14 protein-coding genes and 1 pseudogene are annotated in these 21,975 nt (G+C 65.6%); 9 read left to right on the top strand and 6 right to left on the bottom strand.

Annotated features, from left to right (window positions below; all coding sequences use genetic code 11):
* Nucleotides 1-492 precede the first annotated feature (492 nt).
* Together G4L39_RS02465 and G4L39_RS02460 are read left to right on the top strand one after the other, a co-directional pair.
* Nucleotides 493-3,966 (top strand): LamG-like jellyroll fold domain-containing protein, encoded by a 3,474-nt coding sequence (locus G4L39_RS02465; protein WP_205880723.1) that lies wholly within the window; start codon nt 493-495, stop codon nt 3,964-3,966.
* A gap of 89 nt (nt 3,967-4,055) precedes the next feature.
* Nucleotides 4,056-4,877, top strand: a complete 822-nt coding sequence (locus tag G4L39_RS02460; RefSeq protein WP_165105624.1) for a type II secretion system protein — start codon at nt 4,056-4,058, stop codon at nt 4,875-4,877.
* Between the two features lie 153 nt (nt 4,878-5,030).
* Here G4L39_RS02460 and thrS read toward each other — a convergent pair whose 3' ends face one another.
* On the bottom strand, nt 5,031-6,917 hold the full coding sequence (gene thrS, locus G4L39_RS02455) for a threonine--tRNA ligase (protein ID WP_165105622.1): 1,887 nt from the start codon (nt 6,915-6,917) through the stop codon (nt 5,031-5,033).
* A gap of 56 nt (nt 6,918-6,973) precedes the next feature.
* Nucleotides 6,974-7,555 (bottom strand): LeuD/DmdB family oxidoreductase small subunit, encoded by a 582-nt coding sequence (locus tag G4L39_RS02450; RefSeq protein WP_165105621.1) that lies wholly within the window; start codon nt 7,553-7,555, stop codon nt 6,974-6,976.
* Between the two features lie 281 nt (nt 7,556-7,836).
* On the opposite strand from G4L39_RS02450, the gene G4L39_RS02445 reads away from it, so the two are divergent.
* From G4L39_RS02445 to G4L39_RS02430, 4 genes are all read left to right on the top strand, one after another.
* Nucleotides 7,837-8,106, top strand: coding sequence for a hypothetical protein (locus G4L39_RS02445; protein WP_165105619.1), 270 nt, complete (start codon nt 7,837-7,839; stop codon nt 8,104-8,106).
* Between the two features lie 96 nt (nt 8,107-8,202).
* Complete coding sequence (locus G4L39_RS02440) at nt 8,203-8,769, top strand: RNA polymerase sigma factor (protein WP_205880722.1); 567 nt, start codon at nt 8,203-8,205, stop codon at nt 8,767-8,769.
* Nucleotides 8,766-9,239 carry a hypothetical protein gene (locus tag G4L39_RS02435; protein WP_165105616.1) on the top strand — a complete coding sequence of 158 codons (474 nt, stop codon included), beginning with the start codon at nt 8,766-8,768 and terminating at the stop codon, nt 9,237-9,239. The genes G4L39_RS02440 and G4L39_RS02435 overlap by 4 nt, the downstream gene beginning before the upstream one ends.
* A gap of 314 nt (nt 9,240-9,553) precedes the next feature.
* Nucleotides 9,554-11,014, top strand: coding sequence for an RDD family protein (locus G4L39_RS02430; RefSeq protein WP_165105615.1), 1,461 nt, complete (start codon nt 9,554-9,556; stop codon nt 11,012-11,014).
* Nucleotides 11,015-11,048: 34 nt separating this feature from the next.
* Here the strand turns inward: G4L39_RS02430 and G4L39_RS02425 are convergent, their stop codons facing one another.
* Together G4L39_RS02425 and truB are read right to left on the bottom strand one after the other, a co-directional pair.
* Nucleotides 11,049-12,008 carry a bifunctional riboflavin kinase/FAD synthetase gene (locus tag G4L39_RS02425; protein ID WP_165105613.1) on the bottom strand — a complete coding sequence of 320 codons (960 nt, stop codon included), beginning with the start codon at nt 12,006-12,008 and terminating at the stop codon, nt 11,049-11,051.
* 60 nt (nt 12,009-12,068) lie between these two features.
* The gene (gene truB, locus G4L39_RS02420; RefSeq protein ID WP_165105611.1) at nt 12,069-12,806 is read right to left on the bottom strand and encodes a tRNA pseudouridine(55) synthase TruB; all 738 of its coding nucleotides are present in this window, start codon (nt 12,804-12,806) and stop codon (nt 12,069-12,071) included.
* Nucleotides 12,807-12,891: 85 nt separating this feature from the next.
* On the opposite strand from truB, the gene G4L39_RS02415 reads away from it, so the two are divergent.
* The 3 genes from G4L39_RS02415 (at nt 12,892) to G4L39_RS02405 (ending at nt 17,653) form a co-directional block, all read left to right on the top strand.
* A complete protein-coding gene (locus G4L39_RS02415) occupies nt 12,892-15,438 on the top strand; it encodes a DEAD/DEAH box helicase (RefSeq protein WP_343203291.1) in 2,547 nt (848 codons plus the stop codon).
* 73 nt (nt 15,439-15,511) lie between these two features.
* Nucleotides 15,512-16,663, top strand: a complete 1,152-nt coding sequence (locus tag G4L39_RS02410; protein ID WP_165105610.1) for an aminotransferase class V-fold PLP-dependent enzyme — start codon at nt 15,512-15,514, stop codon at nt 16,661-16,663.
* Nucleotides 16,664-16,738: 75 nt separating this feature from the next.
* The gene (locus G4L39_RS02405) at nt 16,739-17,653 is read left to right on the top strand and encodes a rhomboid family intramembrane serine protease (RefSeq protein WP_165105608.1); all 915 of its coding nucleotides are present in this window, start codon (nt 16,739-16,741) and stop codon (nt 17,651-17,653) included.
* 149 nt (nt 17,654-17,802) lie between these two features.
* Here G4L39_RS02405 and G4L39_RS15705 read toward each other — a convergent pair.
* Together G4L39_RS15705 and G4L39_RS02395 are read right to left on the bottom strand one after the other, a co-directional pair.
* Nucleotides 17,803-18,051 (bottom strand): annotated as a pseudogene (locus tag G4L39_RS15705) (DUF933 domain-containing protein); the annotation flags it as partial.
* A gap of 662 nt (nt 18,052-18,713) precedes the next feature.
* The gene (locus G4L39_RS02395) at nt 18,714-21,674 is read right to left on the bottom strand and encodes a DUF5703 domain-containing protein (RefSeq protein ID WP_205880721.1); all 2,961 of its coding nucleotides are present in this window, start codon (nt 21,672-21,674) and stop codon (nt 18,714-18,716) included.
* Nucleotides 21,675-21,975 lie beyond the last annotated feature (301 nt).

Here is a 21,975-nt window from a genome sequence, read left to right as displayed (position 1 = left end):
TGGACTGGTGGCACCAGTGGCAAGCGCGCTGGTGGCGGGCCGTGGCGGCGGAAGCGGCGGTGCCCTCCGGCTGAACTGGAGCCACGGCACGAACCCCGCGCGCGCGACGACCGCCCCTGGCGGCCAGGGCGGAGCATGCCCGCATCTGGGAAAAAAACCACCCTGGCCCGGCCCTGCGGCCCTTCCGGCGCCCGGACGACCCCCCCGATGGGCCCCAGAGCCCTCCCAGATCTCGTTTAGAGACTCCTCCGATTCGAAAACATCGTTTTGCACCCCGCCCCAACGGCTGGCTAAGGATTCAGGGGGTGGCCACTTTATGCCACATGACGGCTGGAGGTAATCCTGTAATCGTGGCAGCGTGAGCATCGTAACCCGGGTTCGGCAGCGCGGCTACCTTGCTTGGCTGGCACTGTGGCGGTTAACAGATCGCCCCAGGAAAGGTGTTTGCCAAACGCCCGCCCGGTTTGCGCCTCCACGCAACTTTCAGATGCCATGAAAACAACCCGGACAACCCAATCCCGGCACTCATTCTATCGGAGTTCATCCTTGGGGTTCGGTGCGCAGCGTATCACGTTCAAGTGCTGTTTTTCCCTTACATGGCTCGGCCTGGTCGTGGCCGGAGTGTCGGTCCGGGCCGCCACGGTCATCAATCTGGACGCCACGACCCAACCTTTGGGGCCCCTGTACGTATGGCCCAACACCGGCAGTATCAGCGGGGATTTCTTCCCTTGGGCCGAGGCGCCGGAGGTCATTGAGGTGGACGGCGTGCGGGGAGTGGCCTTTCGAGGCGGCACCCCCGGCCTGCAAGGCACCTCATATTATGGGCCCAACGCGCCCGAGAGCATGGCCGGGAACGCTTCCCGGACCATCGAGGCATGGGTTTGGGACCCGGCTCCGCAGGATGAAAAGACGGTCTTTTCCTGGGGCCGCCGCGGCGGGCCCGACGGCTCCAACTGCACCTTCGGCCACGGCGTACACCCGGTTTGGGGTTGCCTGGGCGGATGGGGCTGGGCCGACCTCGGCTATAGCAACACGCTCACCTTCCAGCGGTGGGTCCACATCGTCTACACCTACGATGGCGCAACCCGGACCGCGCGCGCCTACTACAACGGTCAGCTCAGCAGTCAGGAAGTGTACACCACCCCGCTCAACACCTGGGCGGTGGACGCCAGCGGATTCCCCATCCCCTTCCGGGTCGCCCGACAAACCGATGCCAATGGGAACCCGAGCAACGCCGGCGTGGGCACCAACGTGATCGCCGTCATCCGCGTTTACGACGTCGCTCTGCCGGCCGATCAAATCCAATCCCACTTCGAAGCCGAGCGCGCCCAGTTCGGTCTGTCCGACGTGGATGACGATGGCCTGCCCGACTGGTGGGAACGGCGTTACGGCCTCAACGTGGGCGTCAACGATGCCGACGCCGATCCCGACGGGGACGGTCTGAACAATGCGGGCGAATACCAACGCGGCACCAATCCGACCAATCCCGACACCGACGGCGACGGCCTGCGCGACGGCGTCGAAACCAACACCGGCGTCTGGGTGAGCAATACCGACACCGGTACCGACCCGCTCAACCCTGACACGGACGGTGACACCCTGCCGGACGGCGTCGAAACCAACACCGGTGTCTACGTTGGCCCCACCAATACGGGCACCAACCCCCTGAAGGCCGACACCGACGGGGACGGCTGGGACGATGGCGGCGAGGTGCGGGCCGGCTCCAACCCCAACTCCGCCCAGAGTCAACCCCTGCCCGGCAACTGGGTCCAGGAAGTCACGCGGTCGGCACCGAAGTATTGGTACCGGTTCGAGGAGGGCGACCCGTCGCAGCCGGTGGTGAACTCCGGATCGGCGGGCAGCGCCTACAACGGGTTCTACGGCCCCGGCATCACCGCGGACAATTTCGTGCCCTCGGTCATCATCTCGCCGGCGGGCAAGGCCCTCGAGTTCACCGGTCCGGCCGCGCCCAACTCGACCCTGAAGTATGTCGAAATCCTGCAGGAAATCCCCGAGCTGGTGAATTTCCGGCCACCCACGGTCGAGAAGGTCACCACCGTCGAATACTGGATCAAGACCACCCAGCGCGGGACCCACGGCAACAACACCTGGCAAAGCCCGTCCATCCTGGCACGGGAAAGCCCCGGCGACGGCGACATCTACTGGGGCAACATCAATGCCAGCGGCGACTTCATCTTCAGCACGTCCGACCTGCATGAGATCCACACCGTTCGCGACGCCAATTACACCGTAACGGACGGTCGATGGCACCACGTGGTCATGGTCAAGAAGTGGTACATCAACCAACCGTGTGTCTCGATCCTCTACGTGGATGGCGGCGCGGAGGAGGGCGGTGTGACCATCACCGCCACCACGCCGGCCGGTAACCCGAGTTACCAGGATCTCGACGCCGGTATCCGCCGCATCGGTCTCACCGACAACGGCGAACTCGAAAACGTCCAGTTCATCGGCATCCTGGACGAGGTCGCAATCTACGATCGGGAACTGACGCCGACCGAGGTGCGGCTGCACTATCGGTCCGTCTATCTCGGGGACACGGACGGCGACGGCATGCCGGACCTCTGGGAGGTGAATTACGGACTGGATCCCTTCCGCAACGATGCCGATGAGGATCCGGACAACGACGGTCTCAACAATCTCGGTGAATACTTCCGCAGAACCAGCCCGGTGAATCCCGACACCGACGGGGACGGCCTGCTCGACAGCGTTGAAACCGGCACGGGTGTCTGGGTCAGCGCCTCCGACACCGGTACCGACCCGTTGAATCCGGACACGGACGGCGACCGCCTGCCGGACGGCGTGGAGACCAACACCGGCATCTACGTCAGCCCCACCGACACGGGAACCAACCCCCTGCGACGCGACACCGATGGGGACTCCTTCAACGACCACGACGAGGTCGTCCTCGGGTATGACCCCAACGACGCTTCGTCCAAACCGCGCCAGCCGGCCTCGTGGGTGGAGGCGGTGGCCGCAGATCAGCCCATTCACTGGCTGCGATTCGAGGAAACCGATACCGGCCAGCCCCTGGCCAACCTGGGTTCCCACGCCGGCCAGTACACCGTGACGTTCGGTCCCGGCATTGCAGCGTCCGACCTGGGCAAACCCAGCGCCCATCCCGGCCTGGGCCGCGCCATCGAGTTCACCGGACCGGCCGCGCCGGCCTCGACGCTGAAATACATCGACTTCGGCGCCGAGATTCCGGAACTGGTCAACCTCCGCGTGGACCCGTTCGGCCAGCCGAAGGAACTCGAGCAGGGTAAAGCCGTCACTGTGGAATATTGGTTCCGCACCACCCAGCGCGGAACTTACGGCAACAACACCTGGCAGAACCCCTCCATCCTGGCGCACGAAAGCCCCGGCGACGGCGACATCTACTGGGGCAACTTCAACGCCGCGGGGGACTTCATCTTCAGCACGTCCGATTTGCAGGAGATCCGCGTGACCAACAATTATGCCACCGACGGACAGTGGCATCACGTGGTCATGAGCAAGATCTGGTACAACGATCGGCCGTGCGAGAGCCGGCTCTTCCTGGATGGCGGAGCCGAAGTGGGCGGCATCACCATCTACGCCACCACGCCGGCCGGCGCCCCCAGCGGTCAGGATCTGGACGCGGGTCTGCGCTACCTCGGCCTGACCCAGGCCGGTGAGCTGGACAACGTCCAGTACATCGGGTTCCTGGATGAGTTTGTGGTCTATACCAACGCCTTCGTCGAGGCGCAGGCCCGCCTCCATTACCTGGCCGCACGCCAGGCCCTGGAGGGAGTTCGACTCGGTTTCGCCCGCGAGGGCAACACCCTGCGGTTGACCTGGACGCAGGGGCGACTGCAATGGGCCGATGAACTCACGGGCCCGTGGTCGGACGTGCCGGGAGCAACCTCCCCATTCGAGGTCTCCCTCACGGCCAATCCGCGCAAGTTCTTCCGACTCGTGCTACAGTAACGTCGGGTTCGGGAGCCGGCTGGCCGGTTTCGGCCGGTCAGCCGGCAGGCCCGACCCGCTCCAATCGTCACGAAAACCTCGGGACAACCATGGAGAGACAGCAAAGACGGGATTTGGAAGGGACCCGGGCCCGGCCGGGGTTCACCCTGATTGAGCTGTTGGTGGTGATCGCCATCATCGCCATTCTGGCCGGCATGCTCTTGCCGGCGCTGGCCAAAGCCAAGGCTCGCGCCAAACAGACCGGCTGCCTCAACAACATGCGCCAGGTTGGCATTGCCACCCTCATGTACCTGCAGGAATACCAGAAGTATCCCGGCTGCCTGTGGCTGAATTCCACGTTCTACTATGTATGGCCCGTCCGGCTGTTCACCCAGTTGGGCACCAATCGGGCCGTGTTTTACTGCCCCGCCGCCAATCCCAACAGTGCCTGGGATACCAACGCCAACCCCACGCTCGGTGCCCAACCGCCCACGGGAGGGTGGGACCCCTGGGGCATCAGCTCCCGGAGCCGATTCTCGCTTGGTTACAACGACTGGGGGTTGCGCGACCCCGGCGACAGCGGCGGCGGGCGCCAGCTCGGGTTGGGCGGCGACATCAACGTGGTGGGCGAAGTCAAGGAAAGCGCGGTCAAGAAGCCGGCCGACATGATCATGCTCGGCGACAGCAAACCGGACGGGAGTTTCGACGCCAACATCGATCCGAAAAACCCGTTGGAATGGCCTTCCAACCGGCACAACCGTCGCACGGTCCTCCTTTTTGCCGACGGGCATGCGGAGAGCCCGCGGCGCGCCGATGTCATCAACCCCCGCAACAATTACTGGCGCGCACGTTGGAACAACGACAACGATCCGCACCTGGAGATTGGCTACTGGGTGGTCAACCCCGCCCAGGAAGCCATGCTGGATCCCTGAGGCATTTGGAAGCCCGGCTGGGTTGGTGAGGTGAGAACGGGGTCGCGTCCCCGCGTGCGGGGTGCGGCCCCTTCTCCGTCGCCGCACCCAACGACAGCCCCGGCTCCCACGTCACCCGTGACTCGGACTTCCCGGTGCCGCAGGTTGGACCTCTCAAGGCCGGCGTTCCCGAATCGCGGCCAGGATATCTGCGATCACCTCGGCCCTGGGTCGGGCCCCCAAATTGCCCTTGCCGTGCACGCGCACGCTGACCTGACCGGCGGCACGGTCCCGGGGGCCGACCACCAGCATGGTGTGCACATGCGCCGCCTCGGCTGCCGCGATTTTCGCCCGAATCGGCACCGGCTCGAAGTCGTAACTGACGCGGACGAAGTGGTCCCGCAACTCGCGCACCAGACTCTCGGCGTATTCACGCAAGGCCGCATCGTCGCTGACGGTGAGCACTCGCACCTGTTCCGGTGACAGCCAGAGGGGGAAGTTGCCCGCATAATGCTCGATCAGGAACCCGATGAACCGCTCGTGAGTGCCCAGGGGGGCCCGGTGGATGCAGAGCGGGGTTTTGTCCGTGTTGTCGCGGTCCCGGTACACCAGGCCGAACCGTTTCGGCACAGCAAAATCCACCTGGTTGGTCGCCAGAGTGAACTCGCGTCCGATGACGCTCCAGACCTGCACGTCGATCTTGGGGCCGTAAAACGCCGCCTCATTGGGCACTTCCACGTAAGGAATGCCGGTGTCCTTCAACACCTGGCGCACCATGTCCTCCGTCTGACGCCACAGCTCGGGTTCGTTGACGTATTTTTCGCCCAGGCGCGCCGGATCATGGGTGCTGAACCGCATCACGTAGCGTTCGATGCCGAAGATCCGGAAGTACTCGAGGTACATCTGGTTGACGGCGTTGAACTCCTCGGCGAACTGCTCGGGCGTGCAGTAAATGTGGGCATCGTTCATGTTGAGACAGCGCACGCGCATCAACCCGAACAACTCGCCGCTCTGCTCGTACCGGTAGCAGGTTCCGTACTCGGCCAGGCGCAGCGGCAGATCCCGATAACTGCGCGGTTCGGCTGCAAAGATGCGGTGATGATGCGGGCAATTCATCGCCTTCAGGTAATACCGCACACGCGGTGCCTCCCCGGCCCCCCCCTCGGCATCGTCCCCCAGTTCCATGGGCGGGAACATGCTGTCGGCGTAGTACGGCAGATGCCCGGAGGTGACGTACATCTTCTCGCGGGCCACATGCGGGGTTTTGACCCGCACGTATCCGGCGCGGAATTCGGTTTCCTTGGCCAGCTTCTCCAACTCCTCACAGATCACCGCGCCCCGCGGCAGCCACAACGGCAACCCGGGCCCGACGTACTCGGGATCCATCACAAACAGGCCCAGTTCCTGTCCGAGCTTGCGGTGGTCCCGTTTCCTGGCCTCCTCAAGCATGGCAAAGTACTGCTCGAGCTCTTCCCGGGTTCGGAAGGCGGTCCCGTAGATGCGCTGGAGCTGCGGGTTGCGTGCGTCGCCCTTGTAGTAGGCGCTGGCCACACCGGTCAGTTTGAAGGCGCCAATCTCCCCCGTCGAAGCCACGTGTGGCCCGGCGCACAGGTCCACAAAATCCCCGTTGCGATAGTAGGTGATCGGCTCGCCCTCGGGGATCTGTTGGATCAGGTCCAGCTTGTAGCGGCTGGGCTGCCCGGGCCGGTCGCTCAGGGCCCCCAAACGGCCCCGCAGGGCATCCTGAATGGCCTGCTCCCGCGTGACCTCAATCCGCTCAAACGGGTGGTTGGCCTCGATTTCCTTGCGCATCTCCTCCTCGATGCGCGGGAAATCCTCCGGCGTGATCCGATGGGAACATTCCAGGTCGTAGTAGAATCCGTTCTCCACCGGCGGCCCGTATGCAAACTGCGCGTCCGGCCACAGCCGAAGAATCGCCGTGGCCATCACATGCGCACAGGAGTGGCGCAGCCGCTCCAAATCCGACATCTGCGCACGGTCCTGCAGACTCTTCCGTTCCGCCGCTGATCCGACAACCGGGTTTCCACGTGTCTCCGACATGGCCAAACCTTTCTCCGTTTCGATTCGCACCGGGGACAGCGGACCCCAAACCTGCGTCACTTCCGTTCCGGGGTCTGATCAGCTCCCGGTTGCGCCTGAATCATGCCGGTTTTGCGTGCGTAGTTGAACAGCCCGCCCGCGTCAATCACCGGCCGGACATCCCCCAGCGGTTTAATCCGATGCACCTTCCCGGTGGCCACCTCGGTCACCGTCAGGTCGTCAAGGTTCACTGTGACCACGTCGCCCGTGCGGAGCTTGTCGCAAAGCCGCTCTTCCAGTTCGCACGGATACAATTCCCCGGTCGCCACACAGTTTCGGAAAAAAATTCGGGCAAAACTCTCCGCCAAAACGATTCGACACCCGGCCGAGCCCAGGGCAATGGGCGCATGCTCGCGGGAACTGCCGCAACCGAAGTTCCGACCCGCCACCACGATCGGATATTCGCTGTCCAGGGCCCCGGGCTTCACATACCGCACCGGGTACAGCGACTCCGGCAACCCGCACAGAGCGTAGCTGCCGAGCTTTTCGTACTCCTCCGGGATCGTGGGTACCAGGTTCAGATATTGCGCCGGAATGATCTGGTCCGTGTCGATGTTGTCGCCCACGACATAAACCGGTCCTGTCAAAACACTGATCATGTCCGCCAAGGTGCCGTGCCGACGCCTTCGAACGCAATGTTGTTTTGGATCGGGTGTCCCCCGATTGCCGTCCGGGCTCCCGCGCCGGGGCGCCAACCACGGGGCCGGCCGGATGTACGGTCGGGCCGGCAACCGGCTACAAAAAGTTGAAACTTTCCCCCGCCCCAATGCGTGAAATGGGCATGAGCCGAATGTTGCAGATGGGCCTTGCGACAAGAACGGCATGGCACCACCCGCCGGCCAAGGGGGTCTCATCCCCCCCGGCGCTCCCCTTTTGCGGCATGGAAAAGCGGTCCGGCCGGTTGCAATCCCGCCCTTCCGCGGTGGCCGGGAGGAACCTTGCCCGGCACCCCGCCCGACGGGCATTCCCTCCACCGTTGGCCGGCGTGTGGATGCAGGCCTGTCGGGCCCCCGCAGCCGAGGCGATCTGCACCCTGCTGCTGTCCCTGGCCGGGATCGGATCGCTGTTGTTGGCCTTCGCAACCGTTTGGTTGCGCCTGCAGAACTGGCCCGCGTTCGAGGCATGGGTCCAGCGATTGGGAGGCGGGTGACCATGCGTGGGCCGACAAACGTATGCATGGCAGGCTTCCATGGTTGTGGCCCGAGGGCATGGGAGTGCAAACTGGGCCGGACTGGTCCGCCGCGTCATGAACCCGCCGCACCCATTCGAAGCGTTCGTGCGGGAACACCAGGACCTGGTGTATTCGACCGCCCTGCGCCTGCTGGGCGACGCCGCAGCCGCAGAGGACGTGGCCCAAGAGGTTTTCCTGCGGGCGTTCCAACAGTTCGAAGATCTCCGCGACAGCCCCACCACCCGCGGTTGGCTCCGAACCGTGGCAACCCGGCTTGCCCTGACGCACCTCACCCGGTACCGCAAACGCTGGCAGTTCTTCTCCGAAATGAGCCGCCCGGGGGACGACCCCACGGACGAACCCTCCCACGAGCCCGATTTTGCCGATCCCGCTGCAAACAGTGCCCCCGGCGAGGCTGGCGACCGCGAGGCGTGGGTGCACAAGGCCCTGATGCGTCTGCCCGATCACCAGCGAGTCCCGTTGGTGCTCTATCACATGGAAGGTCTGAGCTACGAAGAAATCGCTCGTGAACTGGGGGTGTCCCTGGCCAAGGTGAAAACGGACCTCCACCGGGCCCGTCTCGCCCTGCGCCGGCAACTGCACCGGCAACTGGGCCGCGAAGGGGCCGATTTGATGCCATGAACCAGAACGACGAACGCGAGTTGGAACAGGCCGTGCACCGGCTCCTGACCGGGCTGGGCCCGGTACCCGCTCCCCCCGGCCTTTTGCCCAAGGTGATGGCCGCGCTGCCCCGGACCTCTGCGCCCCGGGTCCACGGCTGGGCCGGCTGGCCGTGGACACTGCGGGCAGCCGTCTTTGTCGGCCTGACAATCCTGGCCATGGTCGCCGGCTGGGGTGGCACCGTCTGGTTGTGGCAGCCGGGCTGGCAGAAGCTCCAGGGAGTTGTCACGCCCACCCTGGCTTTTTGTAAAGCCATGATCACGGCGTTCGATGTTGTGGCCTCGTACTGCTTCCGGTCGGACAGTCTGTTCGGCCTGCTTGCACGGGCCTCCGTATTTTCTGCCCTTGGTATTGCCGGCGTGTTGGCCGCCGGATGTGTTTGCCTTTTGCAATTCGCCACCAACCCATCCAATCGAGGTGAGAACCCATGAAAGCAACCCAGGTCGTTTTTGAGTTTCCTGTCGTATCGCCACGCGCACCCGGTCGCGGGACAGCACCCGCCCACCGCGCCCAAGCGGAGGATGCGCCATTCCATCCAGGCCATGGTCTTCCTGCCATGTGCCAACCCGACCGCGCCGGCCGGTGGGCACCGGGCGGTTGGCGCCGGATCTGGCACCATGGGTTGATCTGTCTGGTGCTCCTGTTTGCCAGCCCGGGGCCGGCCCAGGCGCCCACTGAAGCCGGCCTGGTTCGTCCCGACGACGCGGTTGCGTCCCGGACCGATCCCCCTCGCCACGAGGTGCTTATGGGCATCGGAAAGGACGTGACCCTGCCGGAGGGGGCGGAAGCAGAAGTGGTGGTAGCCCTCTTCGGCAACATCAAAGCCGCCGGGAATGTCCGCGACACGGTCGTGGCCGTGGGAGGCGACGTGGAGTTGAGCGGCACGGTCCGGGGCCAGGTCGTCACCGTGGGGGGGTCGGTGCTCCTCCGTCCCGATGCCGTGGTGGAAGGCGACGTGGTCAGTGTGGGAGGAACAATCACGCTCGAGCCGGGGGCCCGGGCCAACGGCCAGTTGCATGAGATTCAGTGGGGCGGCCCGGGCCTCGGTGGTCTGACCACCTGGGTGCGGGAATGCGTGCTCAAATTGCGCCCGCTCTCCTTCGCGGTGGGCTGGGTCTGGGTGGCGCTGGGCATCATGGCATTTTTCTACCTGCTCGTAACGCTGTTGTTCCCGGGGGCAATCCGCGCATGTGCCACCGCGGTAGAAAACCGGCCCGCCAGCACGCTCCTGCTCGGTTTGTTGGCGAAGCTGTTGGTGCCGTTCGGCATCTTCCTCCTGGCGCTGACGGGCCTGGGCCTTCTGCTCGTTCCCATCCTGCTGCTTGTGGTGCTGTTGGCAGGTTTGGTGGGGAAGGTTGGCTTCCTGGTCTATCTGGGCCGGCTCCTGGTCCGGGGCAACGCCCAACGGTTTTCACTCCTCGGTTCCCTGCTGGTGGGGTTCGCTTTGATGACCCTTTTGTACCTGGTGCCTTTGGTGGGGCTGCTGGCGTTCGTGGTGACCGGACTCTGGGGCCTGGGCGCCGCGGTGGTGGCGCTGTTGGGTGGCTTGCGGCAGGAGATTACACCCCACAGTACGACCGGGCCATTACAGCCCGGCTCCACCCCGCCCATGAGTGGACCACAACCGGTGCCGCCCATGCCGGTCCAGCCATTGAGTTCTGTTGCCCCCGCCGGGGTGCAACGCCCCACCCCGGAATTCGGCACCCTGGGCACGCCGCCCGACATCGCCGGCGTAGTGCCGCCCTCCGGGCCGGGACAACCGGGTGCTGCCTCCGCAACACCTGCCACGCCGGTTCAGACCCAGCCACCCCGCTACGGGGAATGGGCGTTACCGCGGGCGGGTTTGGGTGAACGTTTCGCTGCGGCGTTGATTGACGCCGTGATCGTGGTGTTGTTGATGGCACTCGTCGCCGGACCGCCGGTCGGCTGGCTGCTTGCGCTGCTGTACTTTGCCGGTTTTTGGACCTGGAGGGGGACCACTGTCGGCGGTGTGATCCTGAGGCTGAAGGTGGTGCGCCTGGACGGTCAGCCGCTGCGATTGGAAGTGGCGGTGGTCCGGGCCCTGGGCGCCGTGGTGTCCGTCGTCGCCTTGTTCCTGGGTTTCCTGTGGATTGCCTGGGACCCGGAACGTCAAGGGTGGCACGATAAACTCGTCGGTACGGTGGTGGTCCGGCTACCCCAAAGTCCCCCGCTGCTCTGCTTGTAACCGGCAGGAACCCGAATCCGGAGCCCCGCGCCCATCATTCGACGCCGCTCCGGCGGTCTGTCCAGTCTTCCCGGACCCGTTCCAGGTCGGATCGAATCTGTCGGGTCAACGCCTCGAGCGACTCGAACTTCCGCTCGTCGCGAATCTTCTCGATCACCACGACTTCCAGCTCCCGGTCGTAAAGGTCGCCGCTGAAGTCCAGCAGGTGCACCTCTACCCGCAGATCGGCCCGGGTTGTGGTCACCGTGGGTCGCAGCCCGATGTTCAGTGCCGCCCGATACGTTCGGCCGTCCACCGCGCATCGGGCGGCATACACCCCCCGCGGCGGCAACACCAATCCGCGCACATCCAGGTTGGCCGTGGGGAAACCCAGTCTGCGTCCCAGTCCGTCACCGGCCACCACCTGACCCGCCAGGGCCCAGGGCCGGCCCAACATCTGCGCCGCCACGTCCAGGTGTCCGGTCGCAATCGCCTGCCGAACCCGCGTGCTGCTGATCACGTTCCCGTCCAGGGCCACCACGGAAAACGCGTGCACTGTAAATCCGTGCCGGCGCCCCGACTCCTCCAGAAACCGAACGTCCCCTGCGCGACGATGGCCAAATCGAAAGTTCGCCCCCACGCAGACACTCCGCAGCCGCCCCACACCGTCCTGAAGGAGCGCTACAAATTCCTCCGGATTCAGCCGGCTGAGTGCTTCATCAAACCGCAACACCCAGATTGCATCGGGGCCCAAACCGGCCAGCGTGCGCAATCGCTGGGCCCGGGTCTGGATCAACGGTGGCACGCGCTGCGGCGCCACCACCGTGGCCGGATGCTCGTCAAAGGTCACAACCACGGCCGCCGCGTCGTGCGCCCGTGCCTCGGCCAGCATCTGGCGGATGACCTGCTGATGCCCCAGGTGCACGCCATCGAAGAACCCCAGGGCCACGCACACCGGCCGGTGGCCTCGCGCCGGCAGCGCGTCGGGGTTCCCCACAATCACACACTCATTCATGCTGCCCTGCCAGATCCGGGCTGACCCGGTTCCACCCGCCCGCCGCACTCGGAGACCGATTCATTTCGAGGGCAACAACCCCGCCGCCCGAGCCAGCTCCAGCAACGGAATCACGTGCCGCTCCAACTCCTCCGGCGACCACTGCAGAACCTCTTGCATGGGCGTGGCGTCGCGCACATGAAACTTGCCGGACTGGATCCGACGCAGACTGGCCAGATGAGCGCCGCACCCGGCCTTCTGACCGATCTCATGCGCAATGCTCCGCACATAGGTTCCCTTGGTGCACGCCAGTTCAAATCGCCCCACCGGCTCCCGGTAATCCAGAAACCGGAAGCGGTAAATATGAACCAGGCGCGGTTCCCGTTCCACCTCCACCCCTTTCCGCGCCAGTTTGTACAACGGCACCCCGCCCTTTTTGACCGCCGACACCATGGGCGGCACCTGCATGAGGTCGCCCACGAACGACGCCGCCCACTGGTTCAACTGTTCCAACGTCAGAGGCGGCACCGGCGCCGTTGCCACCACCTTTCCATCCGCATCGTAACTGTCCGTGGTCACGCCAAACCTGATCTCGCCCTCGTAAACCTTGTCATCGGCCATCAGCTTCTCCGCCAGTTTGGTCCCCTTGCCCAGGACCAGCACCAGCAGTCCGGTTGCATTGGGATCCAGCGTGCCGCAGTGCCCCACCTTCTTCAGCTTGAAACGTCGCCGCACCGCATCCACCACGTCATGCGACGTGGGGCCCACGGGCTTGTCCACCAACAACGCACCATCCAGAGGCGTAAACGCGTCCATCATCGGATCCACCAAGGTTGCCGCCCCTCCACCCCTTGGGAAGCAAAAACTGACTGGCCCGGCCCGCCCACTGACCTATGTTGAGACCGTGCAGTCGCTGGCAGACAGGTTGGGCTCGGATGGCACGGCCGCCTGGCACCGAATGGTGGTGCCGGACCTCTGGCAGCAACAGGCCGTCGCCGCGCTCCGTGCCGGGCACGACGTGGTGGTTCAGGCCCCCACCGGATCCGGCAAAACCCTCATCTTCGAACTGTGGTCCAATCAGGGCCGCTGCCGCGGGCAGGCCGTTTACACCGTACCCACCCGCGCCCTGGCCAATGATAAACTGGCTGAATGGCGCGCCCGGGGCTGGAACGTCGGCATCACCACCGGTGACCTCTCGGATAACCTGGATGCACCGGTCCTCGTGGCCACCCTCGAAACCCAAAAGGCCCGCCTTCTGCGCGGCGAAGGTCCCGACCTGCTGGTGATCGACGAGTACCAGATGCTGGCCGACCCGGACCGCGGCCTGAACTACGAACTCGCCATTGCCATGGCGCCGCCCCGCACCCGACTCCTGCTCCTCAGCGGCAGCGTGGCCAATCCCCACCACGTCGTCCGCTGGCTCGAACGCCTCGGCCGCCGCCCCGTCCTCATCCGCCACGACCAACGACCCGTCCCCCTCGAAGAGGTCGATCCCCAGCAGCTCAGCTACCACGTCCCACCCGAAATCTCGGGGTACTGGCCGCGGCTGGTCGCCAAGGCCCTCGCCGAAGGGCTCGGCCCCATCCTCATCTTTGCGCCCCGTCGGCAGGCCGCCGAAGCCATGGCCACCGAACTGGCACGACAACTCCCCAACCCCAACCCGCTGACCCTCAGCCCGGCCCAAAAACAACTCGTCGGCGAGCCCCTGGCCCGGCTGCTCAAATGCCGCATCGCCTACCACCACAGCGGCCTGAGCTACGCCGCGCGCGCCGGCGTGGTCGAACCCCTGGCCAAGGCCGGGCAGCTCCGCGTCGTGGTCGCCACCATGGGCCTGGCTGCCGGGATCAATTTCTCCCTCCGCAGCGTGGCCCTGGCCGCCGATTCCTACCGGCGTGACCTCATCGAAACCCCGCTCCGACCCGATGAAATCCTGCAGATGTTCGGTCGGGCCGGCCGCCGGGGCTTGGATGAAGCCGGTTTCATTCTCATCACCCACAACGGCATTCGCCTCCGCGACGCCGCCCCCGTCCACTTGCATCGGTGCGGGCTGGTCGACTGGTCCGCCCTGCTCAGCGTCATGAGCGCCGCCGCTGACACGGGCCGCGATCCGTTGGAAGAAGCCGTGCGCCTCCAGGAACGACTCTTCACCACGCATCCCATCACCCTCGGCGTCGAAGTCTCCCTGCGCCACCGCGATGTGCCCTGCGGTCTGTCCACCGACACCGAACGCGCCCGGCACGTCCGCCGTCGCCTCCGCGAAATGCTGAACAGCCGCGGCGAATGGGAACCCATGCCCACCCCCCGCGATGTCCCCGTCCGCGACGTGCGCGTGCCCCTGCTGCCCGGCCTGCCCGAGGGCGTTCGCCCGGAAAAGGCAACCGCGGACAACCATGCCCACCTCGCACCGCCCATGCTCGTCCCCGCCCTCACCGTCCCCGCGGCTCTCGAAAAACTCGGAACCGGCACCCTGGTCGTGCTCGACCACCAGGATGGCCGGCCCATCCATGGTCGGGCCCTCACCGTGGCCGACCTCCTCCACGATCACCGCGTCGTGCTCCAGAAGTGGGTGCGGCGCCTCGTCGGTTGGAACGGGCGCCAGGTCGCCCGAGCCGTATGGGAACAGCAAGTTCTTCCCCGGCTCAAAGAGCGCCTCATGGAACGGCGAACGCCGCTGATCCAACTCGTCGCCCACGACCACCGACTCACCGCATGGATCAGCCTGGCCGACCTCACCCTGCGCGTGCCCGTGGACCGCCACGGCGTGGCCCTGTGGCGCCCCTTGATCCGCGAAGTCCACCCTCCCGAATGCGCCACCTGCCCCCTGCAGGCCACCTGCCGCTCCCTGCCCACCGCCACCGCCACCGTGGGACTCTGGCGCTGGCTCGGTCTCATCGACGGCCAGGGCCGTCCCACCCTTCGCGGACGCCTCGTCAGTTTCTTCTCCCAGGGCCAGGGGCTCGCCCTGGCCGCAGCCCTCGAAGACGAATCCTACCCCCTCGAGGAACTGATCTACGACCTGGCCAACCTCGACGCCGGTCACCGATTTGCCGGTGAGGAGAACCGCTGGGGTGGACGCCTCGCCGCCGCATGCCACGCGCGCTATGGATTGCGCACCATCCCCGGGTACCTGGAAAACGGCGTCCCACCCCGTTACGGCGCCGGCGCAGCCGAAATCGCCGCCAGTGTCCATCGCGACCCAACCAGCAAACATGCATGGGTGACCGACACCCTGGGCGTGGGCGACATTGACCGCATGCTGATCGAATGGCGCAGCCTCCTCCGCCAGATCAGTCACGCACCCTCCCTGCCCTGGCCGCGCTGGACCGCCCTCCAGGAACTGGCCCGAACCGTACTCAACGAAACCCAATCCCCCACCCTCACCGACCTGCCACCACTTGAACCCCACCAGACCCGGCGGGTGGATCATCGCCTCGTGCTCCGCCGGCACTGAAACCGGTCCGTACCCGCCCCAACCCCGGGCCTGCCGGCTTTCAACCAGCAGGACTGTTGACTACCTTGCCCCCATGACAATCGAGGAAATCCTCAACAACGAGGAATTGCGTCAGCATGAGTTCCCCGTAACGGCCCGGTGCGTGTTTCTGGCCCACGCAGGGGTCTGTCCCCTGCCCCGCCGCGTTGCCGACGCCATCGCCCGCTACGCACATGCCGGGACCGAGTACGACCAGGAACGCATCGTCTACCCCGAAATCCTGACGGAAACCCGCCACATCGCCTCACGGCTTCTGGGATGCAACGCGGATGAAGTCGCCTTCGTTGGCCCCACTTCGCTGGCCCTCAGTCTCGTGGCCGCCGGCTGGCCCTGGCGACGCCGGGACAACGTCGTCGTTTACTTTGACGATTACCCCTCCAACGTCTATCCGTGGATGGCACTGGCCGAGCGCGGGGTGAAGGTCCGCCTCCTGAACACCAAGGGCCTGGGTTGCATCCGGCCGGTGGACGTCCTGGGCCAGGTGGACGAGCAAACCCGCATGGTGGCCCTTGCCAGTTGCCACTTCGTCAGCGGCTTTCGGCTCGAGCTCGAATCCATCGGACGCCAACTCCACGAACGCGGCATCCTTTTTTGCGTGGACGGCATCCAGACCCTGGGCGCCTTCCCCACGCCGCTCCAACACGCGGATTTCCTGGCCGCAGACGCCCACAAATGGCTGCTCGGCCCCTGCGCCGCCGGCCTCCTTTACGTGCGTCGTGAACATCAGGAGCGCCTTCACCCGGGCTGGTACGGGTGGAACAACGTGCGCTGCCCCAACTTCATCGCCCAGGAACAAATCGAGTTCCGCTCCGGACCGGCGCGATTCGAGGCCGGCACCTATAACCTGCTCGGCCTGGTCGGCCTCAAAGCCGCCATGGAACTGTTGCTGGAAATCGGCATCGAAAACATCGCCCGCGAACTGCTCCGCAAACGCGCCCAACTCATCCCCGCCCTGCAGGAGAAGGGTTACACGGTCCTCCAGGCCGATGCCCCCGCCCAGAACGCCAGCGCCATCATCTCCTTTCACCGTCCTGAAACCGACATGGCTGCTCTCCACCAAAAGTTGCTGGACAACCGCATTGTCACTTCCCTTCGCACCGACCGTTCCGGCCGGAAATACATCCGTGTCTCCCCCCACTTCTACAACACGGACGCCGAACTCCAACGCCTGCTGGACAACCTCTAGCCCCCTGGATGCACCGGGACGGCCGGGCCCCTCCCACCGCCAACCTCCGCCACTCGCGTTTCCCACGAACCCGGCATGAACCCGCCCATCCACAACCACCCCGCAGAACCCGTCCCGACCCCACCGCAAGAACCGGTGCTCCACGCCCATTCACCCCGCCAGGCCATGGATTGGAGCCTGGTCCTCCTCAGCCAGGGCATCGAATCCACCCTCGAATCCACCCCCCACGGCTGGCAGCTCAGGGTCGCCCCTGACCAATGGACCCAAGCCCGGACCTGCATCGCACAATTCGAACTCGAAAACCGACCCCGTCCCTGGCACAGCGAGTTGCCCGCCACCGGACTCCTCTTCGATTGGAGCAGCCTCGCATGGGCAGCGGTCACCACCGTCTTTTACCTGCTCCAGCGCGGTTCCCCGCTCTATGCAGGGCAGGGTCTGATGCACGGGGCCGCTGTTTTGGACGGACAATGGTGGCGCCTTTTCACCGCCATTTGGTTGCATGCCGATGCCACCCATCTCACCCTGAACCTCACCTGCGGCGTCCCCTTGCTTGGCCTGGCCATGGGCGGCTACGGAACCGGCCCGGCCTTCCTGGCCGCCCTCCTGGCCGGCGCTGGCGGCAATCTCCTGGCCCTCCTGATCAACGGTAGCACGCACCAAAGCCTCGGCGCGTCCGGTCTGGTCATGGGCGCGCTCGGTCTGCTCACCGCCCGGGGACTTTGGTGGCACTTGCGCGTTCAATCCGATCGCCGATGGGGCTACGCAGCACTCGCCGCAGGCGTGATGCTCTTCCTCCTCCTCGGCGCAAGCGAAGGCAGCGACCTCGTAGCCCATGCCGGTGGTTGGTTCTCCGGCCTGCTCCTCGGCAGCCTCACCATGCCATGGACCAACCGAATCCGCCGCAGCGGCATCAACCTCGCTGCCGGCCTCGCTGCCGCCGCCATCACCCTCCTCACCTGGTGGCTCGCCCTTCGAAACGCCCGTGGCTGATCCTCCTCACCTTTCACCATTCCACCGGCCCCGCGGTCATGAACCGCAGCCGGCAGCCAACCACCTCCCACAGGCCACCCGGGGCACACCTCCGGTTTCCACTCCGCGCAACACCCCGCCCCCACCCCGGCCCACCGGATCGCGACCGATCATTTGTTGAACCGAAAATGCATCACGTCGTAATCCTGCACCACGTAATCCCGCGTCTCCAACCGCAGCTTCCCCGCCCGCTTGGCCCCGGTCTCGCCGCCATGCGCCACCAGATCCTCAAAGCTGATCACCTCCGCCCGGATGAACCCGCGCTGGATATCGGAGTGAATGACTCCGGCCGCTTCCCATGCCGTTGCGCCCTTCCGGATCTTCCACGCCCGGTTCTCCTTGCCCCCCACGGTCAGGAAACTGATGTAACCCGCCGCCGCGTAGGTCCGCACTACCAACCGCTCCGGCCGCTCCAGTTCCTCCTCCGTGGCCACCACCACCGGCCGCAACGTCAACAAGCCCGAATGCACAGACAACGCTTCGCGCTCCTCCGGCGTCAGCTCCGCTTCGGCCGCTGTCCGATCCTGCTCCAGCACGGCCCTCAGCTTCAGAAGCGCCCGGCGCTCCACCTCACCGGGCCCGCGCCCCAGGCGCGTCTCCACGAACTCCAGATCCTGCAACAGCAAATCCGGCCGGCGCTCCGGCGCCACGGCAAACGCCTCCACCGTGTTCAGCTCCTCCTCGCCCACCACGTCCACCTGGACATACGTCTTTTTCTTGGCCTCGACCAGCCGATCCACCTCGTCCAAACGCGGATCCTTCACGTTGTGCCGGCCAACGGCCAGCCCCGGAATCCCCAATGCACACATCTTCATGAAGCTGCGCATTACGCAGCAAACCCCGCCGACAAGTCAAGGGCCCACCCGCCCACCAGACGCCGAGACACCCATACCGTGGCGTTGCCAGCCGCGCCGGTCTCATCCTCCACGCCCGCATCCACCCCGACCGGCCAACCCCGGCCACGCCCTGAATCGCTTCCATCATGGCCCGACGCCGACAACTGCCGTGACTCCCGGCTCTGTCATCGCGGCGGCAACACCACCACATCGCGCATCCGGTCCGGGGGATCCACTTTCAACCGCACCAACCGCCCGTCCCGCAGCTCCCCTTCCACCACCGTCCGCCCCGGCGCATGCAATCGGAATTCCACCTCCCAGTCGCGTGGCCATGCCGGGAACAAGTAAATCGCACGGCCATCCGTCTGCATCACCATCGCCTGCAAGGTCCGCATGAATACGCCGCCATGGCACTGATCCGGGGTCCAGTCAAAGTTCGGCCCCCAAAAGGCCGGGAACCGTTCATTCGGATCCTTCCTCCATGCCCGTTCCACCACGGCCCGCTGCACCTCCCGTGTCAATCCGAGATACGCCATGAACAAATCGTCCTGACGCCAACCGAAATGGCCTCGATCCAGCCGGTGCTCCAATGCCGCCAGCGCCCATTCCACCCTGGGCCGGTTGAACGCAAACAAACGAAACGGAAACACCGGATACAGCTCCGGGTTTTCCGTGTTGCGCTTCTCGCCAAACGCCGCCGCCGGCGCCAGAGCGGTCTTCCCCTCCACCACGTGGACCGGCACCGGAGGCAATTTCTCGAGCAAGCGCCGCGCCAGGTCACGGTCCGCAGCCGGCACAACCTCCACGGGCAGGGCCAGCAACCGCTCGGCCACCGCACGGCATCCAGCCACCTCGGGCGTCGCATTCGTGCAGACCCACCACGTCTCCAGAGCCTGCGACGGATGGAACACCAGTTTCCCCTCCGCGTTGGTGGGATAGTGCCTCTCAAAAAACCGCAACACCTCCCGCGTCACCGGCAACGCGCGCCGCTCCAGGAAAAGCCTGTCTCCCGTGTGCTCATAATACTCCAGCGCCAACCAGGCCAGCTCCAAACCGCCCACCCACTCGTATTTGTGCCACCGACTCTGCTGCAGCTTGTCCGCCCGCTGCTCGAATGGAGTCCAGCCGTACGTCTCGCTGAAAATCGCACCCCAGAACATCATGCATTCCGGATAAAATGCGCCCTCATGCCCCAGGTACAGCCGTGTCCGGTACACACACAACGGCAGCAGCTCGTCAATGTACATCCGGAACAAGGGCTCCATCAGGTCAAAGTCTCCGGCCGCCACCATGGCGTAGTACGGCAGCCGCGTGTTCTGCCACCAGTAACCCGGTCCCCACCGCCGGTAATCCGGATCCGCCTCCGTGGGCCCCGGCGGTACCGTCAACAGCGAGCCGTTGAACTTGATCGGATACCTGCCCCGACCCGCCGCCGCCGTCACAAACCGCTGTAACTGGTACATCTGACTCACCCGCTCCGCCTCATCATGCTCACCCCCTCCCGGAATGCCCTGCGTCTCCGCCTCCAGCCGCCCATTCACATACAACCGACATCGACCCGCCCGCGGATCCGCCACCGCCACCACATGTGTCCATTGCCCCGGCGGCGCACCCCGCGCTACCCGCAACGTGTGCGTGCCGCAAATGAACCGCAGACTGTTCCCCGGCCATGTATCCAGCAAGAACCCGTCGTCCACACCCGGTGTCACCTCATCCACAATCCTGGCCCCGCCCACTCCAAACTTCTCCGGTTGAACCCATGCCTCCACCGTCAAACCGCCCGAAAAATCCCACGCCTCCGATCCGGGTAACACCTGAACTCCGGCATCCCTCAACGCCACCAATGGCGCCGGCATCCCCGTCACCGGTTCGTCCCAGCGGATCGCGGCCAAACGCCCCACCGCCGCCTCCTCCAACGGCCGATCCCATACCGTCAAACGCCCGATCCGGCCCGACCATCGGTTCCCCCCGTCCCGATCCATCCCCACCCGCAACGGATGCCGGTTCGGCGGCACCAAGGGCGGAACAAGCGGTCCCGCGCCCGCCACCCGCTTCGCCCGAATCCAGCTCCGATCCCAAAACGCACGCCACCACGCCTCATGCACGGCCCAGCGCCGGCCCCCCCCATCCCCACGCACCTGCGCCAACACCAATTCCGACTGTGCCCGCCAGGCTTCCGGGTTCCCGGGATGCATCGCCGTCACCGCAACCCGAAACTCATGTCGCCGGCCCGGGCCCGACCGCAGCCGACCCTCGTCCACCCGCTGACCGCCCTCCGCCTCCACCAAGATCCCAAACACCCGGTGCAACAACGGATCGGTCTGCCCGAAACCCGACAAACCCTGAATCCGCGCCATCATCGCCGGCCCCACCGACCTTTCGTTGAAATGGTACCAACCGATCCTGCCTTCCAAGCCCGTGACCCGGTGATCCGGCTCCACTACCATCGTCGCCTCCTCGGCTCCCGCCTCCGGATGCCCCCACAACACATCGCTCAACTCCAGCTCCCGCCTCACCTGCCGGTTCGTCCGCCACAGCTCCCCCACCGCCGTCACCGTCACCGGCCGTTCCGCATCCACCGTCATATGCACGACCGGCAGATACGCGTCCACCCACAGCCGCACCCGCACCGCCGCACCCGCACCGCCGGTTGCAATCTCCATCGAACCCGACTCCAACCGCAGCTCCTGCCGAAACGGCTCGCCGGGTTGAACCGGGTTCGGCTCGATCACCCACCGGATCTTGCCCACCTTCACCAACCGACCGTACTCATCCCACGCGTCCGACCGCGCCACATAACAATGCAACTGACCGGCAGGGTCCATCCACGCATTCAAGGCCACCTCCCCATTCCCCAGGGGCATGGACCCGTGATGATTCGTGCTGGGACTTTCCCACACCACGTTGTACCGCGCCACCCAGGATTCCCCGCCGCGAACCGCAAAGACCCCTGCAAAACCCACGGCCAACCCGGCAACCCATAACCTTGGGATCGCCCACGCCGTCTCATCCACCGACCTCATCACCCGACCCATGGCCCGGCCCAGCACCCGCCCCACGCGCCCCACCCACCAGCCGGCCGCCAGCAATCTGTCACCGCGCCGGTTCATCCAACCAGCCATACCCTTCACGTCCATGCCCCGCATGGTTGCCAATCCTCCCGCGCCGGCAAGCTCAACCCACCACCTCCGCCCCACATCCACAGCGCCCATTCAACTCACCGCCGAATCATTCCCTCCCCGGAACCATTTTTCATGGACAGCTCCGCAAATGACGGTGCCCAGCCGTGTCGGTGAACCCGCTCCGGGCTCGGGCCGCCTCTTCAACCGGCCCGGTGAACCCTTTGAGACCACGGTCCGACCGGTGTCGTGCGCTGCACAAGCCGCCACAGGCGGCCCAGCGTGGCCGCGCAATTGCCCGGTTTGCCGGGCCGACCGCGCAGGACAC

It is taken from the genome of Limisphaera ngatamarikiensis, assembly GCF_011044775.1.
In the GTDB taxonomy this organism is placed as follows: Bacteria; Verrucomicrobiota; Verrucomicrobiia; order Limisphaerales; family Limisphaeraceae; genus Limisphaera; species Limisphaera ngatamarikiensis.
This window is presented reverse-complemented; position numbering and strand designations above follow the sequence as displayed.